Origin of the sequence: Streptomyces anthophorae (assembly GCF_049310305.1) — a bacterium.
Lineage (GTDB): Bacteria > Actinomycetota > Actinomycetes > Streptomycetales > Streptomycetaceae > Streptomyces.
The window spans coordinates 9,277,555-9,291,048 of the sequence record NZ_JBLWQQ010000001.1; the positions used below are offsets into that span (position 1 = coordinate 9,277,555).

Genomic DNA, 13,494 nt, shown 5'->3' on the forward strand with positions numbered 1-13,494 from the left:
GTGATGAGCCGTGGGGCCCGCCGGGTGTACACCGCGGGGCGGGCCATGTCGTCACGCCGGGGGATCACATCTCAGGGGCCCCCACCTCGGTGAGCCGGCCGTCCGCGAGCCGCAGTCCGCGCTGCACTCCGATCCGGGCCAGGAACCGCTCGTCGTGGCTCACGACCATGAACGCGCCCTCGTACGAGGCGAGCGCGCTCTCCAGCTGGCCGACGCCGACCAGGTCGAGGTTGTTCGTCGGCTCGTCGAGCAGCAGCAACTGCGGGGCCGGCTCCGCGCACAGCACGCAGGCCAGGGTGGCCCGCAGCAGCTCCCCGCCGGACAGGACCCCGACCGGCAGATGTGCGCGCGGGCCGCGGAACAGGAACCGGGCCAGCAGATTCATCCGCTCCGCCTCCGGGCGCGCCGGGGCGAACGCGGCGAAGTTCTCCGCGACGGTGCGCTCGGGGTCGAGCAGGTCAAGGCGCTGCGACAGATAGGCGATCCGGCCGTCGGCCCGCTTCACGCTGCCGCCGCTCGGCTGGAGGTCGCCGTTCACGAGTCGCAACAGGGTGGTCTTGCCCGCCCCGTTGGGGCCCGTGAGCGCGATCCGCTCGGGGCCGCGCACCGCGAAGTCGACGCCGTCGGCGGCGAACAGATCCCGCTCGCCCCGCCGGACCTGTGCGTGCTCGGCGAGGACGAGGGTGCGCCCCGCGGGCACCTTGGTGTCGGGCAGGTCGAGGACGAGGCGCGGATCGTCGCGCACCGCGCGCTCCGCCTCGTCGAGCCGTGCCTTCGCGTCGCCGACGCGGGCCGCGTGCGTCTGCCCGGCCCGGCCCGCGGACTCCTGGGCGCCCCGCTTCATGGTCCCCGCGAAGATCTTGGGCAGTCCGGCGCTCTTGAGGTTGCGCGCGGCGTTGCTCGCGCGGCGCTCGGCGCGCTCGCGGGCCTGCTGCATCTCCCGCTTCTCGCGCTTCACCTCCTGTTCGGCGTTGCGGACGTTCTTCTCGGCGACGTCCTGCTCCGCGCTCACCGCCTCCTCGTAGGCCGTGAAGTTGCCGCCGTACCAGCGCAGATCGCCGTGGTGCAGTTCGGCGATGCGCTCCATTCGGTCCAGGAGTGCCCGGTCGTGGCTGACCAGGAGCAGGCAGCCCTTCCAGCGCTCCAGCACGTCGTAGAGGCGGTGCCGGGCGTCGAGGTCCAGATTGTTGGTGGGCTCGTCGAGGAGCAGTACGTCGGGGCGGCGCAGCAGCTGGGCGGCCAGGCCCAGGGAGACGATCTGGCCGCCGCTGAGCGTGTCGAGGCGGCGGTCGAGACCCAGGGCGCCGAGACCGAGGGAGTCGAGCTCGGCGCGGGTGCGCTCCTCGATGTCCCAGTCGTCGCCGATGACGGTGAAGTGCTCCTCGCTCACATCTCCGGACTCGACGGCGTCGATGGCCCGGACGATCTCGGCGACACCGAGCACCTCGGCCACGGAGAGCGAGCCGGCCAGCGGCAGGTTCTGGGGGAGATGGCCGAGCACCCCGTGCACGGTCACCGAGCCGCCGGTGGGCTTCAGCTCACCGGCGATCAGCTTGAGGAGCGTGCTCTTGCCCGCGCCGTTCGGGGCCACGAGCCCGGTGCGGCCGGACGGCACGGAGAAGGACAGGCCGTCGAACACCGGAGTGTCGTCGGGCCAGGAGAAGGACAGGTTCGAGCAGACGACGGAAGCGTCGGACACGGAAGAGACCTCGCGTGGGAGACGGACAGGCCGAAACGGCTGCCCGGAACAGGAAAGGGGACGACTGTGAGGCCACACCGGCGATGCATCCGCGCACCGGCCGCTGGCCTGTCAGAGCCGGGTCTTCACCCGGAGATGTCGTCGTCCACCGCCATGTTCGTTCTCCTCCAGACGCGAAAGGTCCAAGAACACTAACAGCTACGGACGTCCGCTCACCAGTTCAATGGGTAGCGGACCGGGTGTCCGCCGATCCTGGCCGGCAGCAGCCCGACCAGGACCAGCAGCGCGGTGCCGAGCGCGAGCAGGGACAGGAACGGAACCGGGCGCGGGGCCTGAAGCACGACGATCACGGCCGTGGCGGCCGCGGGGGAGTGGGAGAGATGGGTGAGCATCATCGCGCCCAGCGAGAGCCCCGCGGCGACGGCCGCGCCCCAGCCGTTGCTCCCGGTCACCGCGAGCGTCGCGGACCCGATGGCCGCCGAGATCAGCTGGCCCCCGACGAGGTTGCGCGGCTGTGAGATCGGCAGCCCGGGCGCGCCGTGCACCAGGGCGGCGCTCGCGGCGAGCGGGGGTATCAGGAGCGGCTGACGCAGCAGCACACCGACGCCGACGAGCACCAGCAGGGCGCCGATCGCGAACACGGTGGCCCGCAGGGCGTGCAGGGGGTGCGGTCGGGGGACGGCGGACGGGGGCGTGGACATGCGATCTCCGGGCAGGGGAGCGGGGACCCGGTGATCATAAACAAACTGTTGAAGCGCGGGCATTTCGCTTGCCTCTCGGGCAAAGAGCCCGGGGCCCGCTACTGCCGGCGGTTGTCCTCCGCGATCCGTGTCGCCCGGGAGCGGACATCCGCCTCGGACAGTCCCGCGTCGCACACGATCGTCATCACGCTGCCGTCCTCCAGCGACACCTGCCGCATCTCGACGCCCAACTTACTTGTGCGCTGCGGCTCTTCGTCGGACATGAGAGCTCCTCACGGCCGACGCGGCGCGGTGCCGCGTCGGCTCAACAATTGACGAACTTCCACGGTAGACACACCCGGTGGCGTGCCGGGTGCACCGGCGGGGCGCAGTCACACGTTCGGGTCCGTGGGCCTCACCGTACGGCCTGGTGTGCCGCCTCCGTCTCGGTGTCGGCGTCGCCGGTGCGCAGGGCGCCGCCCGCCGTCTCCAGGTGGGCGCGGACGAACCACTGGAACTTCTCGAGCTCGCGCAGCTGCCCGATCAGCAGGTCCTGGGTGGCCAGGTCGATCGCGCCGGTCTGCTCGATCGCCTTGCGGACGTCCTCGATGAGGCCCGTGTAGACGACGTCGAGGGCGCCGAGGTGGGCGAGGGCGTCCGCCCGGCCGACGCTGTAGTCCTCCCAGGTCCGCGCGGCGACGAGCACGCCGGGTGTGCCGCAGCTGACGCCGCCGAGCGCAGCGGCCCGCTCCGCGACCTCGTCCGCCATCTCCCGGACCTTGTCGACCTGCGGGTCGATCATCTCGTGCACGGCGATGAAGTGCGGTCCGACGACGTTCCAGTGGATGTGCTTGAGCGTGAGGTGCAGATCGTTGAGGGCGTGCAGGCGCAGTTGCAGGATGTCGATGAGCTCGCCCGCCTCGGAGACGTCGAGGCCGGGGACGGTGTACTTCGGGTTGCTCCGCAGAGCCATGGTGCGTGTCTCCCTTCGGACTTCGAGCGCAATGAGCTGCCCTGACGGACTACCCAGCAGGAGAGATCCATTCCTGATCGACGCCGATCGGGGGTGCGGACCCAGGGTTCCCCGATCGGTAAGGTTAGGCTAACCTTCGGCACGTGAGATCTGGTGAACGCGCAGGTAGCGCCCCTCGTCCGCGCGGTCACGAACTGTCGGCCGAGCATGTGACCGTGTCGTACGACGGAGTCGACGTCGTGCACGACGCGGCCCTCGTCCTCAAGCCCGGTGAAGTGACCGCCCTCGTCGGCCCCAACGGCAGCGGCAAGTCGACGCTGCTGCGGACCGTCGCCCGGCTTCAGAAGCCCCGGCACGGCACGCTGAGCCTCGACGCGGGAACGTCCGACGCCGCCGACGGCTTCGACCTCACCGCCCGTCAGTTCGCCCGCCGCGTCGCCCTGCTGACGCAGAGCAGGCCCACGCCGGGCGGGCTCACCGTGCGCGACGTCGTCGAGTTCGGCCGCTACCCCTATCGGGGGCGGTGGGGGCAGGCCGATGCCGAAGGCGCCGAAGTCGTGGGACGGGTCCTCGCGATGACCGGGGTCGAGACCCTCGCCGACCGCGGTGTCGACCAGCTCTCCGGCGGACAGCTCCAGCGCGTGTGGCTGGCGAGCTGCCTCGCCCAGCAGACCGGCGTGCTCCTCCTCGACGAGCCGACCACCTACCTCGACCTGCGCTACCAGATCGAACTCCTCGACCTCATGCGGGACCTGGCGGACGACGGCGGGATCGCCGTCGGCGTCGTCCTGCACGACCTCGACCAGGCCGCCGCCGTCGCCGACCGGATCGCGCTGCTCAGCGAGGGCCGTGTCATCGCCGACGGCGCCCCCGAGGATGTTCTGTGCTCCGAACGCCTCACCGAGACGTACGGCATCCGTGTCGACGTCGACACCGACCCCTTCACCGGACGGCTGCGCACCCGCGCGATAGGCCGTCACCACAGCAGAAGCGAAAGGCTCCAGAGCACCTCATGAGACGCCCCCTGATCGCCGCGGCGAGCGCCGCTGCCGCCGCCCTCGTCCTGTCCGCCTGCGGCAGCTCCGAGCCCGCGCAGACCGACCCCGACCGCAAGGGCGAGCCGATCACCCTGACCGGGGCCGACGGCTCCAAGGTCACCCTCGACGGGCCGGCCACCAAGGTCGTCGGCACCGAGTGGAACGTCGTCGAGTCCCTCGTCACCCTCGGTGTCGACCCCACGGGCGTCGCCGACGTCAAGGGCTACAAGGCCTGGGACACCGCCGCGCCGCTCACCAACGCGCCCCAGGACATCGGCACCCGCGGCGAGCCCAGCATGGACAGCATCGCGGCCCTCGCCCCCGACCTCGTCGTCGCCACCACCGACCTGTCGGCCTCCGCGGTCAAGCAGATGAAGAAGATCGCACCGGTCCTCCAGGTGAAGTCGGCCGACGGCGCCGACCAGGTCGGCACGATGTTCGACACCCTCGACACCCTCGCGAAGGCCACCGGCAAGGAGGACGAGGCGAAGGCAGCCAAGAAGGCGTACGAGGCGAAGCTCGCCGAGGGCAAGAAGGCCCTGAAGGACGCGGGCGCCGACGGCTCGAAGGTCGCCACCGCCGACGGCTACTCCGCCTCCAACCAGGTGTCCGTGCGCGCCTTCACGGGCAACTCCCTGCTCGGCGCCGTCAACGAGGACCTGGGTCTGAAGAACGCCTGGAAGCTCAAGGGCGACAAGGACTACGGCCTGGCCACCACCGACGTCGAGGGCCTCACCGGGCTCGGCGACGACGTGCGGTTCACGTACATCGGCAACAAGAAGGCCGGCGGCTCCGACGTGTTCGCCAAGGACCTCGCCGACAACTCCGTGTGGACGTCGCTGCCCTTCGTGAAGTCCGGCGACGTGCACCGGCTGCCCGACGGCACCTGGCTGTTCGGCGGACCGAAGTCCATGGAGCAGTACATCGACGGCGTCGTCGCCGCCCTGACGAAGAAGTAGGCACGTGGCCGTCACCGCACCTCCCCGCACTCTGACGGCGCCGTCCTTCGGCGCCGTCGGGGTGACGGCCGGGCTCGTGCTGCTCGTCGCCGTGCTCGCCGTCGCCGACATCACCTACGGCACGGCCGACGTCGGCGCCCGCCAGGTGTGGCAGGCCCTGACCGGGCAGGCCGAGGCGGGCGACGCCTCCGTCGTCGTCGCCTCCCGGCTGCCGCGCATGGCGGCCGGACTGCTCGTCGGCGTGGCGCTCGGCGCGGCGGGCGCCGTACTCCAGGCGGTCAGCCGCAACGTGCTCGCCTCGCCCGACACCCTCGCCGTCAACGCCGGTTCGTACCTCGCGCTCGGCGTGCTCGCGGCCACCGGCGCGACCGTCTCCGTGTTCGCGTCCTCCGCGGTCGCCTTCGTCGGCGGACTCGCCGCGGCCGCCGTCGTGCTCGGCCTCGCCGGACGCGGCGCCACCACCGTCCGCCTGGTCCTCGCGGGCAGCGCTCTCGCTCTTGGCCTGAGCGCCGCCACCGAGTCGCTGATCCTGCTCTTCCCCGAACAGACCGAGGGCCTCTACCAGTGGAACCAGGGCAGCATCGCCCAGAACGGTTTCGCCGGAGTGGCCCGCATGGCGCCCCTTGTGGGTGCCGCGCTCATCGGCCTGGTGCTGCTCGCCCGCCGCGTCGACGGGCTGGCCCTCGGGGACGACGCGGCGCGCGGCCTCGGTATCCCGGTGCGCGGCACCCGCGTCACCGCCGTCGTACTCGCCGCGCTCATCTCGGCGGCCGCCGTCACCCTCGCCGGACCGATCGGCTTCGTGGGCCTGTGCGCCCCGGCCCTGGTCAGGCCGGTGGCCCGCCGGGTGCGTGCGCTCGTACGGCACCGGGTGCGCATCCCCGTCGCCGGCCTCGTCGGCGCCGCGCTCGTGCTCGGCTCCGACCTGCTGCTGCGCGCCGTGGCCTCCGCCCAGGTGGCGGTCACCGTGCCGACGGGCGTGGTCACCAGCGTCGTCGGCGCCGTGTTCCTCGTCGTGATGGCGCTGCGGCTGCGCGACGGGGACGCGGCCGCGCCGCCGGACCGGATGCGCATCCCGAGCCGCAAGGTCTTCGCGGTCACCGTGGTCGCGCTGACGGCGGTGCTGGTCGGCACGGCCGTCGCGGGCGTCCTCCTCGGAGACAGCAGCCTGCTCCTCGGCGACGTCGTCAACTGGGCGGGCGGGCAGGCCGGTCAGGCCATCACGTTCGTCCTGGACACCCGGGTGCCGCGCGTCCTGGCCGCCTTGTTCGCGGGCGCGGCGCTCGCCCTTTCGGGCACGCTCGTGCAGTCCGTGACCCGCAATCCGCTCGCCGAACCCGGCGTCCTCGGGGTCTCCGGCGGCGCCGCGCTCGGCGCCGTCCTGCTGGTCACCACGGTGCCCGGCGCGGGCTCGTGGAGCATCGCGGGCGCGGCGTTCGCGGGAGCCGCCGTGACCTCCGCCGTCGTCTTCGGACTCGCGGCCAAGGGCGGGTTCCAGCAGAGCCGGCTCGTCCTGGTCGGCGTCGGCACCGCGTCGGGGACGGCGGCCCTGATCAGCCTCCTGATCGTGCTGACCGACCGGTTCAGCGCGACCAAGGCCCTGGTGTGGCTGTCGGGGTCGACGTACGGGCGCGGCTTTTCGGACGTGCTGCCGGTCGCTGCCGTGCTCGTCGTCGGCGCCGTCACCGCGGTCGCCCGGCGGAGGGAGCTCGACCTCGTCTCCCTCGACGCGGACACGCCCCGCCTCCTCGGCCTCGACCTCGCGCGCGGACGCCTCGGCTTCCTGGTGCTCAGCGTGCTGCTCAGCGCCACGGCGGTCGCGGCCGCGGGCACGATCGGGTTCGTCGGTCTCGTGGCGCCGCACGCGGCCCGCGCCCTGGTGGGGCGCAAGCACGTGCGGGTCGTGCCGGTCGCGATGCTCCTGGGCGCGGCCCTCGTCTGCGTCGCGGACCTGCTCGGACGCTCCGTCATCGCCCCGGCCCAGCTGGGCGCGGGCCTGATGACGGCCGTCGTCGGCACGCCGTACTTCGTGTACCTGCTGGTCCGCGGGCGACGCTAGGGCCTGTCAGCCCGCCTTCGTACGGAGCACTTCGAGGGCCCGGTCCGCATGCGCGCTCATCCTGAACTCGCTGCGGACCACCTCGAGCACCTGCCGGTCGGTGCCGATGACGAACGTGGCGCGCTTGGTCGGCAGCGGCCCGAACCCGCGCGCCACGCCGAACCGGCCGCGCACCTCGCCCTCCGGGTCCGAAAGGAGTGGAAACCCGAGGGTGTGCCGCTGCGTGAACTCCCGCTGGCGTTCGACGGCGTCGGAGCTGATCCCCACCGGGCGCGCGCCGACCGCGGCGAACTCCGCCGCCAGATCCCGGAAGTGGCAGGCCTCCGCGGTGCAGCCGGGGGTGAGTGCGGCCGGGTAGAAGAAGAGCACGACCGGCCCCTCGGAGAGCAGCGACGACAGCGATGTCGGCGCCCCGGTCTCGTCGGGCAGGGTGAAGTCCTCGACGACGGATCCGGCTTGGATCCGGGCGGACGTGGGCATGGGGCCTCCAGGGCTCGACGGTGCGCGACGGTAGACGCGTGTGCCGTTCACGTATACCGGACGGTAAGTGGTACCGAACAGAATGTGCCCCAGGGATGTTGAGCCGGTGCGAGCTGGGTAGGGGCGGCTCATGGACGTGTCGCATGACCAGAACGTGGAGACGGCAGTGGCCGCTGCCGCCTTCCTCTCCGGGCAGCAGGTCACCGAGAAGCAGTGCGGTGGCTGCGGAACCGTGGTGGCAGGCATCAACGGCCGCTACGCGTGCGGCGCTTGTGGCTGGATCAACCACTGGTCGGACGGTGACACCCACCTGCCCGGAGCGGAGGACGACGTCTGACCGCCGTCGCGGGGGAGCGGTGCGGTCGAACGTTTCTGCGGTGCCGGCCCTTCGCGTCGAACTGGTTGTGAAGGCCGTCGGGTCATTGACGCATATGCCACTCGGTGTATGCCCCTTGGCCTAGGTTTTGGAATGTCGCCCTTGTCGGGCGATGGCATGACAGCACAGTCCGGCGGGAGCGGTGATGGGCCGGGCGACCCCACGTACCGGGCGGTGCCGCCGGGCGCGGGGCAAGGAGTGAGGAGCGCTCCCGCGCAGGTGCGACAGCAGGGATGAGGTGGGTCAGGGTGAGCCCTGACGAACGGCACACGTACGGGCGCCTGGAGGCGCTGGCTGCGGGAGTTCTCGCCTACCCGGACGGCGAGCGGCTCGCATGCGAGGTTCAGCTGCGGTACAGCGCGGACGACCCCCTGGTCGTCCGTGTCGTCGTGCCCGAGAGCCAGGCGCGCGGTGGGAGCTGGGCGCTGTCCCGCGATCTGCTCTCGGCCGGGCTCACCGGCACGGCGGGCATCGGTGACGTCACGGTGCGGCCCGTGGCGCAGGAGGGCGCGCCGCTGAGCGTGGAGATCGAGGTCCGCGGCGCGCGGGCCGGCGAGCTGGTCCGCTTCGTGATGGGGCACCGCGCCCTGCTCACGTACCTGGAGCGCAGTCACGCCCTCGTGCCGTTCGGGGCGGAGGCCGATCAGGGCGCGATGGACCGGGAGTTGGAGCTGTTCCTCGACGAGGGAGGCTCGGCGGAGGGGGCCGGAAATGCGTGATAACCCGCGCATTGCGCCCTTCGTGTGATCCTGCGGTCCTTCCGCAACCGGTGCGCGGCCCCGAGCGCTCTCTGCCTTCGAGACAACGGCGTACGCCACCAAGGAGGCCGGCATGCACACCATCACGACCGGGCTGGACGACGAGCAGATGCGCGCCATCGACTGGGCCGACGACTGGCTGCTGGCCCCGCCGGACCCGGCGCACCGCCTTCCCTCCCGAGTGGACCCGAAGGACATGCGCCGCCTCGAACTGCACGCGGTGCTCACCGCTTCGGGTGTCGCGCCCTCGCCCGGCGACACGGAGGCGATCGAACAGCTCAGCTCGCTCCCGGACGCCGTGCACACCGCCCTGCGCCGCTGGCTGGGCTGTTGCGGCCAGTGCGGATGCGCCGCCTGAGCCCCGGCACCCTTGAACCCGGCCCTTCCGCACCTGGTGCGGAAGGGCCCTGGTGTGGCGTCACAGACGCCGTGACACGTCTTGCGCCGCCTGTCGCACCGCCGGTGCGAACCCGGCCAGCTGCTCCTCGGTGACGAGGAAGGTGAGCGAGGAGACCGAGACGGCGCCGACCGGTGTGCCGTCCGCGTCGAGGACCGGGGCCGCGATCGAGCAGATCGACGCGTCGGCCTCCTCGTAGTCGGTGGCGTACCCGGCGTCGCGGATCGCGGCCAACTCCTTGATCAATTCCGCCCTGTCGGTGTGCGTGTGCGAGGTGCGGGCGGGCAGCCCGGTGCGATCCAGGACGGCGGCGGCCTCCTCGGCCGGCAGATGGGACAGCAGCGCCTTGCCCGCGGCGGTCGCGTGCAGCGGCAGCGGCGCCCCCACGTCGGTGGCGATCCGGTAGGCGTGGCCCGGGTCGACCTTGTGCGTGTACGTCGCGTGGTCCCCGCTCGGCACCGCCAGGTGCACCGCCTGCCCGAGCCGCTGTTGCAGCGCGCGCAGCACGGCGTCGATGCCGACCGCGTCGTCGGCCAGCACCTGCGCGGCCATCGCGCGCAGCTGGTTGCCACAGCCGTAACGGCCCTCGCCGTCGGCGGCCGCGTACCCCTCCTCGACGAGCGTGGCGAGGACCCGGTGCGTGCTGGCCTTGGAGACGCCGGAGCGCTCCGCGATGTCGCCGAGCCGGTGCGGTCCGTCCGAACGCGCCACGGCGTGCAGCACTCGAAGCGCCTTGACGACGGAATTCGCGGGCTTGCTCGCTTCCATTGACCCTCCGAGGAGACGCGGGCTATGTTTCCACTCGATCCGCCGAGCGGAACGCCATTCTACTCCACGGAACGTTCTCGGGTCTTCAACTCGGGTGTCCAGCAGCGGTGGTGCGCCAGCCGCGCCGCGCTGCGCCCGTCGTCGTACGCACCACTTTCATGCCGGGGAAAGGTCGCCGTCCATGGCCGTGCACGCAGCTCCTTCCGCAGGTCCGCAACGATTCGATCTCGTCGTCTCGGGCGGGCTGTTGGCCGACCCGCTGAGCGCGGAGCCCTACGCGGGTGACCTCGCCGTACAGGGGGGCCGGATCGTCGCGACGGGGGAGCCCGGCACGCTGACCGCGGACGAGCGGGTCGACGCCACGGGCCTGCTCGTGGCGCCCGGCCTGATCGACCTGCACACCCACGTCTACGCGCCCCGCACCTCGCTCGGTGTGCCCGCCGACACGGTCGGCATCCAGCAGGGTGTCACCACCGTGGTCGACGCGGGCAGTTGCGGCAGCGACCACTGGGACGACTTCCAGGGCAACGTTGTCGAGACCGCCGGGACCCGCGTCCTGAGCTGGCTCAACATCTCCCGGCACGGGCTCGTCCACGGCCGCACCGAACTCGCGGGCGGCCCCGGTGACATCGACGAGGCCGCGACCGAGAAGCTGCTGCGCGAACACCCCGACCGGGTGCGCGGCATCAAGGTGCGGATGAGCTGCTCCGTTCTCGGCGACAGCGGCCTCGCACCCCTGAAGGCCGCCAAGCGGGTCGCCGCGCGCGTCGGGCGGCCGGTGATGGTGCACGTCGGCAACGAGCCGCCGCGCCTCGCCGATGTACTGGACCTGCTCGGCGAGGGCGACGTCGTCACGCACGCCTTCCACGGCAAGCCCGGCGGTCTCTTCGGCAGCGAGGACGCCGCGCGCCGGGCCGTCGCACGCGGAGTGCGCCTCGACATCGGCCACGGCAGCGCCAGCCTGAGCCTCGCCACCGCCGAACGCGCCCTCGCCGCCGGCTTCAACCCGCACACCATCAGCACCGACGTGCACGTGGGCAATGTCGAGGGCCCGGTGCACTCCCTTGTCACCACCCTCAACAAGCTGCTCGCGCTCGGCCTGTCGCCGCACCAGGTGATCCGGTGCGCCACGCTGCACCCCGCGCAAGTCCTCGGCCTGGACGAGGAGTTGGGCACCCTGCGCGTCGGCGCCGCCGCCGACCTGACGCTGCTCAGGCTCGCCGAGGGTTCGCTCGCCCTGACCGACGCCGAGGGCCGCACCCGTACCACCCACACCCACCTGGAGGCGGTCGCGACGGTGCGTGCCGGACGCCTCCACCCCCTCAAGGCCGCCACCGGCTGAGTCCCGCCCACCGACCGCTCCACCGAATCACCGAGAGGCCCGTGAATGAGCACGCCCCTGATCGAACGGCTCGCGACGGCCGTCCAGGACACCTCGCAGCCCGTCACCGACGAGGACCGGGCCGACCTGGCGGAGTTCCTGCCGATCGCCCGGGCCCACGCGCAGGTCGCCGGGATCGTCTTCGACGACACCCGGATGCTCGCCCTCGCCGTGCACGCGCTCGCCTTCGTCCGCCGCGTGCGCACCTCAGAACACCTCGACCCGCTCGACCCGGCACTCGCCTCCGAACTGCGCGCCGACCGCATCGTGTCCGCCCGCACCCTCATCGACACCTACTGCGCCCCACGCGAATTCCTCGCCGGGGACACCGAAGTCCTGCTGCTCGCCCTGCACTTCGAGGCGGCGGCACAGCTCCAGCACCAGTCCACACCGCAGGCCTGACCCCACCCACCAAGGAGCACCGCCATGACAGTCAAGATCGTGATCGGACACCGGCTCGGCAAGGGCCAGGCCGTCGCCGACGGCGTACGCGCGGCGGGCGGCGAGCCCGTCCTCATCGCGGGCCCCGGCGCCGACATGAAGGTCGGCGACGTGATGGCCGCGGAGGGCGCCGCGCTCGGCATCTCCTTCTGTGGCAGCGGCGGCGCGGGAGCCGTCACCGCCAAGGCCAAGTACGGCCACGAGATCGAGTTCGGCATGCGCTCGGCGCAGGCCGGGGTGACCGCCGTCGAGCAGGGCCGCACCGTCCTCGGCTTCGGCTTCCTCGACAGCGAGGAACTGGGCTTCAAGGTGACCGAGGCGCTCCTCAAGAAGCTGGGGAAGGACGCCTCGTGAAGCAGCGCCGCCACACCCTGCGGCTCACCGGCTCGGGACCCACCAGGGACAAGGCGTTCGCCACCGCCATCGGGCAGGTCCAGTCGTCGGTCGACAAGCTGACCGACGGCGTGTGCTTCCGCGTCGAGCCCCTCGAACTCGAAGTGGTCTCGGCCGTGGAGCACCGCTGGACGGAACGCTTCCTCGGGCTCCTCTTCCCCCGCACCCGTCAGCGCTTCGAACTCACCCTGCGCGTCGAGGTGCAGGTGGCCTCCCTCGACCTCGAATCCGTCGACTTCGCGGTGCGCGAGGAGCGGCTCTCGCCGGTCCAGCACGCCCTGCACATGAGGTGACCCGATGAACGAGACCCTCACCGTCCTGCTGGAGTCCCTCGTCATCGGCGGACTCATCGGATTCGGTGCCTCCGCGGGCGTGGCCCGCATGTTCCACGCGCCGAAGGTCCAGGGCATGGGCGCCTTCCGAACGCTCGGCGAACTGAACGCCTGTCAGAACGACCCGGTCGCGCACTTCTCGTTCGGCCTGGGCTTCCTGTTCAACGCCTGGTCCAGCGCGGTCGGCACCGGTGCGCTCACCTCCGACGTGGACCACCGCATCGTGCCGCACTGGACCGCATCGGTCGCGATGATCAAGAATCGCAGGCTCGCCGAGACCCTGCACAACCCCCGGCGCATGGCCATCACCGGCACCGCCGTCGGCATGGTCCTCGTCACCCTGCTCAACACCACCGCCGCCTCGATCCCGCACTCGCTCCAGGAGGTCGCGGCCAAGGTGCTCGGGCCGGCGTCGGAGTGGCTGATCAACCCCGTGATGCCGATCATCTTCTGGATGGCCGCCGTCGACGCGGGCCGGCGCGCCGGAGCCTGGGGCACCGTCCTCGGCGGCCTCGGCCACCTCGTGATGGGCAACGCCGTGCCCGGCATCGTGCTCGGCATCGTCATCGGCAAGGGCGTCGACGACCTCGGCTGGACGAAGGTCACCAAGTCCCTCGCGGGTGTGGTCATCACGCTGTTCGCGGCCAGCACCGTCCTGCGCGGCGCCGACCTCACCCTGCTCGAGCAGTTGAACGTGCACATCCCGCACTGGCTCGCGCACTTCCACGACGTGACCGGCACCAAGCCCGAGTGAGGCAGGC

The 13,494-nt window shown here is 71.9% G+C and carries 17 protein-coding genes; 11 read left to right on the forward strand and 6 right to left on the reverse strand.

Going from position 1 to position 13,494, the window contains the following annotated elements; translation table 11 throughout:
- Positions 1–64: 64 nt before the first annotated feature.
- The 4 genes from abc-f to ACNYS0_RS42340 form a co-directional block, all read right to left on the reverse strand.
- The gene (gene abc-f, locus ACNYS0_RS42325) at positions 65–1,699 is read right to left on the reverse strand and encodes a ribosomal protection-like ABC-F family protein (protein ID WP_422482201.1); all 1,635 of its coding nucleotides are present in this window, start codon (positions 1,697–1,699) and stop codon (positions 65–67) included.
- Between the two features lie 212 nt (positions 1,700–1,911).
- Positions 1,912–2,400, reverse strand: coding sequence for an HPP family protein (locus ACNYS0_RS42330; RefSeq protein ID WP_422482203.1), 489 nt, complete (start codon positions 2,398–2,400; stop codon positions 1,912–1,914).
- A gap of 98 nt (positions 2,401–2,498) precedes the next feature.
- Positions 2,499–2,663, reverse strand: a complete 165-nt coding sequence (locus ACNYS0_RS42335) for a hypothetical protein (RefSeq protein ID WP_422482205.1) — start codon at positions 2,661–2,663, stop codon at positions 2,499–2,501.
- A 131-nt stretch (positions 2,664–2,794) separates the two neighbouring features.
- A complete protein-coding gene (locus ACNYS0_RS42340; protein ID WP_422482207.1) occupies positions 2,795–3,352 on the reverse strand; it encodes a Dps family protein in 558 nt (185 codons plus the stop codon).
- Positions 3,353–3,495: 143 nt separating this feature from the next.
- On the opposite strand from ACNYS0_RS42340, the gene ACNYS0_RS42345 reads away from it, so the two are divergent.
- The 3 genes from ACNYS0_RS42345 to ACNYS0_RS42355 are packed head-to-tail and all read left to right on the forward strand — an operon-like array spanning position 3,496 to position 7,407.
- Positions 3,496–4,368, forward strand: coding sequence for an ABC transporter ATP-binding protein (locus ACNYS0_RS42345; RefSeq protein WP_422482209.1), 873 nt, complete (start codon positions 3,496–3,498; stop codon positions 4,366–4,368).
- A complete protein-coding gene (locus tag ACNYS0_RS42350) occupies positions 4,365–5,348 on the forward strand; it encodes an ABC transporter substrate-binding protein (protein WP_422482211.1) in 984 nt (327 codons plus the stop codon). The genes ACNYS0_RS42345 and ACNYS0_RS42350 overlap by 4 nt, the downstream gene beginning before the upstream one ends.
- A gap of 4 nt (positions 5,349–5,352) precedes the next feature.
- Positions 5,353–7,407 (forward strand): iron ABC transporter permease, encoded by a 2,055-nt coding sequence (locus tag ACNYS0_RS42355; protein WP_422482213.1) that lies wholly within the window; start codon positions 5,353–5,355, stop codon positions 7,405–7,407.
- A gap of 6 nt (positions 7,408–7,413) precedes the next feature.
- Here ACNYS0_RS42355 and ACNYS0_RS42360 read toward each other — a convergent pair whose 3' ends face one another.
- On the reverse strand, positions 7,414–7,887 hold the full coding sequence (locus tag ACNYS0_RS42360; RefSeq protein ID WP_327665890.1) for a peroxiredoxin: 474 nt from the start codon (positions 7,885–7,887) through the stop codon (positions 7,414–7,416).
- A 130-nt stretch (positions 7,888–8,017) separates the two neighbouring features.
- Here ACNYS0_RS42360 and ACNYS0_RS42365 point away from each other — a divergent pair, with 130 nt between their 5' ends.
- From ACNYS0_RS42365 to ACNYS0_RS42375, 3 genes are all read left to right on the forward strand, one after another.
- Positions 8,018–8,224 carry a hypothetical protein gene (locus ACNYS0_RS42365; RefSeq protein WP_306321985.1) on the forward strand — a complete coding sequence of 69 codons (207 nt, stop codon included), beginning with the start codon at positions 8,018–8,020 and terminating at the stop codon, positions 8,222–8,224.
- A 287-nt stretch (positions 8,225–8,511) separates the two neighbouring features.
- Positions 8,512–8,982: an SsgA family sporulation/cell division regulator gene (locus tag ACNYS0_RS42370; RefSeq protein WP_422482215.1), complete on the forward strand. Its 471-nt coding sequence runs from the start codon at positions 8,512–8,514 to the stop codon at positions 8,980–8,982.
- 112 nt (positions 8,983–9,094) lie between these two features.
- On the forward strand, positions 9,095–9,379 hold the full coding sequence (locus tag ACNYS0_RS42375; protein ID WP_422482217.1) for a hypothetical protein: 285 nt from the start codon (positions 9,095–9,097) through the stop codon (positions 9,377–9,379).
- Positions 9,380–9,439: 60 nt separating this feature from the next.
- Here ACNYS0_RS42375 and ACNYS0_RS42380 read toward each other — a convergent pair whose 3' ends face one another.
- The gene (locus ACNYS0_RS42380; protein ID WP_422482219.1) at positions 9,440–10,186 is read right to left on the reverse strand and encodes an IclR family transcriptional regulator; all 747 of its coding nucleotides are present in this window, start codon (positions 10,184–10,186) and stop codon (positions 9,440–9,442) included.
- Between the two features lie 181 nt (positions 10,187–10,367).
- On the opposite strand from ACNYS0_RS42380, the gene ACNYS0_RS42385 reads away from it, so the two are divergent.
- From ACNYS0_RS42385 to ACNYS0_RS42405, 5 genes are read left to right on the forward strand one after another with little or no spacing between them, the layout of a single operon-like run.
- Positions 10,368–11,528, forward strand: a complete 1,161-nt coding sequence (locus ACNYS0_RS42385) for an amidohydrolase/deacetylase family metallohydrolase (protein WP_422482221.1) — start codon at positions 10,368–10,370, stop codon at positions 11,526–11,528.
- A gap of 45 nt (positions 11,529–11,573) precedes the next feature.
- Positions 11,574–11,969, forward strand: coding sequence for a hypothetical protein (locus ACNYS0_RS42390; protein ID WP_422482223.1), 396 nt, complete (start codon positions 11,574–11,576; stop codon positions 11,967–11,969).
- A 24-nt stretch (positions 11,970–11,993) separates the two neighbouring features.
- A complete protein-coding gene (locus ACNYS0_RS42395; RefSeq protein ID WP_422428630.1) occupies positions 11,994–12,362 on the forward strand; it encodes an SFCGS family glycine-rich protein in 369 nt (122 codons plus the stop codon).
- Positions 12,359–12,694 (forward strand): DUF4312 family protein, encoded by a 336-nt coding sequence (locus ACNYS0_RS42400; RefSeq protein WP_422482225.1) that lies wholly within the window; start codon positions 12,359–12,361, stop codon positions 12,692–12,694. The genes ACNYS0_RS42395 and ACNYS0_RS42400 overlap by 4 nt, the downstream gene beginning before the upstream one ends.
- Positions 12,695–12,698: 4 nt before the next feature.
- The gene (locus ACNYS0_RS42405; protein ID WP_422482227.1) at positions 12,699–13,487 is read left to right on the forward strand and encodes a DUF4311 domain-containing protein; all 789 of its coding nucleotides are present in this window, start codon (positions 12,699–12,701) and stop codon (positions 13,485–13,487) included.
- Positions 13,488–13,494 lie beyond the last annotated feature (7 nt).

Excerpts from the sequence above, each read along its gene's own strand:
- ACNYS0_RS42350 (WP_422482211.1), top strand. The coding sequence starts at position 4,365 with ATGAGACGCCCCCTGATCGCCGCGGCGAGCGCCGCTGCCGCCGCCCTC.
- ACNYS0_RS42375 (WP_422482217.1), top strand. The coding sequence starts at position 9,095 with ATGCACACCATCACGACCGGGCTGGACGACGAGCAGATGCGCGCCATC.
- ACNYS0_RS42330 (WP_422482203.1), bottom strand. The coding sequence starts at position 2,400 with ATGTCCACGCCCCCGTCCGCCGTCCCCCGACCGCACCCCCTGCACGCC.
- ACNYS0_RS42335 (WP_422482205.1), bottom strand. The coding sequence starts at position 2,663 with ATGTCCGACGAAGAGCCGCAGCGCACAAGTAAGTTGGGCGTCGAGATG.
- ACNYS0_RS42395 (WP_422428630.1), top strand. The coding sequence starts at position 11,994 with ATGACAGTCAAGATCGTGATCGGACACCGGCTCGGCAAGGGCCAGGCC.
- ACNYS0_RS42390 (WP_422482223.1), top strand. The coding sequence starts at position 11,574 with ATGAGCACGCCCCTGATCGAACGGCTCGCGACGGCCGTCCAGGACACC.
- ACNYS0_RS42380 (WP_422482219.1), bottom strand. The coding sequence starts at position 10,186 with ATGGAAGCGAGCAAGCCCGCGAATTCCGTCGTCAAGGCGCTTCGAGTG.
- ACNYS0_RS42340 (WP_422482207.1), bottom strand. The coding sequence starts at position 3,352 with ATGGCTCTGCGGAGCAACCCGAAGTACACCGTCCCCGGCCTCGACGTC.
- ACNYS0_RS42385 (WP_422482221.1), top strand. The coding sequence starts at position 10,368 with ATGGCCGTGCACGCAGCTCCTTCCGCAGGTCCGCAACGATTCGATCTC.
- ACNYS0_RS42405 (WP_422482227.1), top strand. The coding sequence starts at position 12,699 with ATGAACGAGACCCTCACCGTCCTGCTGGAGTCCCTCGTCATCGGCGGA.
- ACNYS0_RS42360 (WP_327665890.1), bottom strand. The coding sequence starts at position 7,887 with ATGCCCACGTCCGCCCGGATCCAAGCCGGATCCGTCGTCGAGGACTTC.
- ACNYS0_RS42365 (WP_306321985.1), top strand. The coding sequence starts at position 8,018 with ATGGACGTGTCGCATGACCAGAACGTGGAGACGGCAGTGGCCGCTGCC.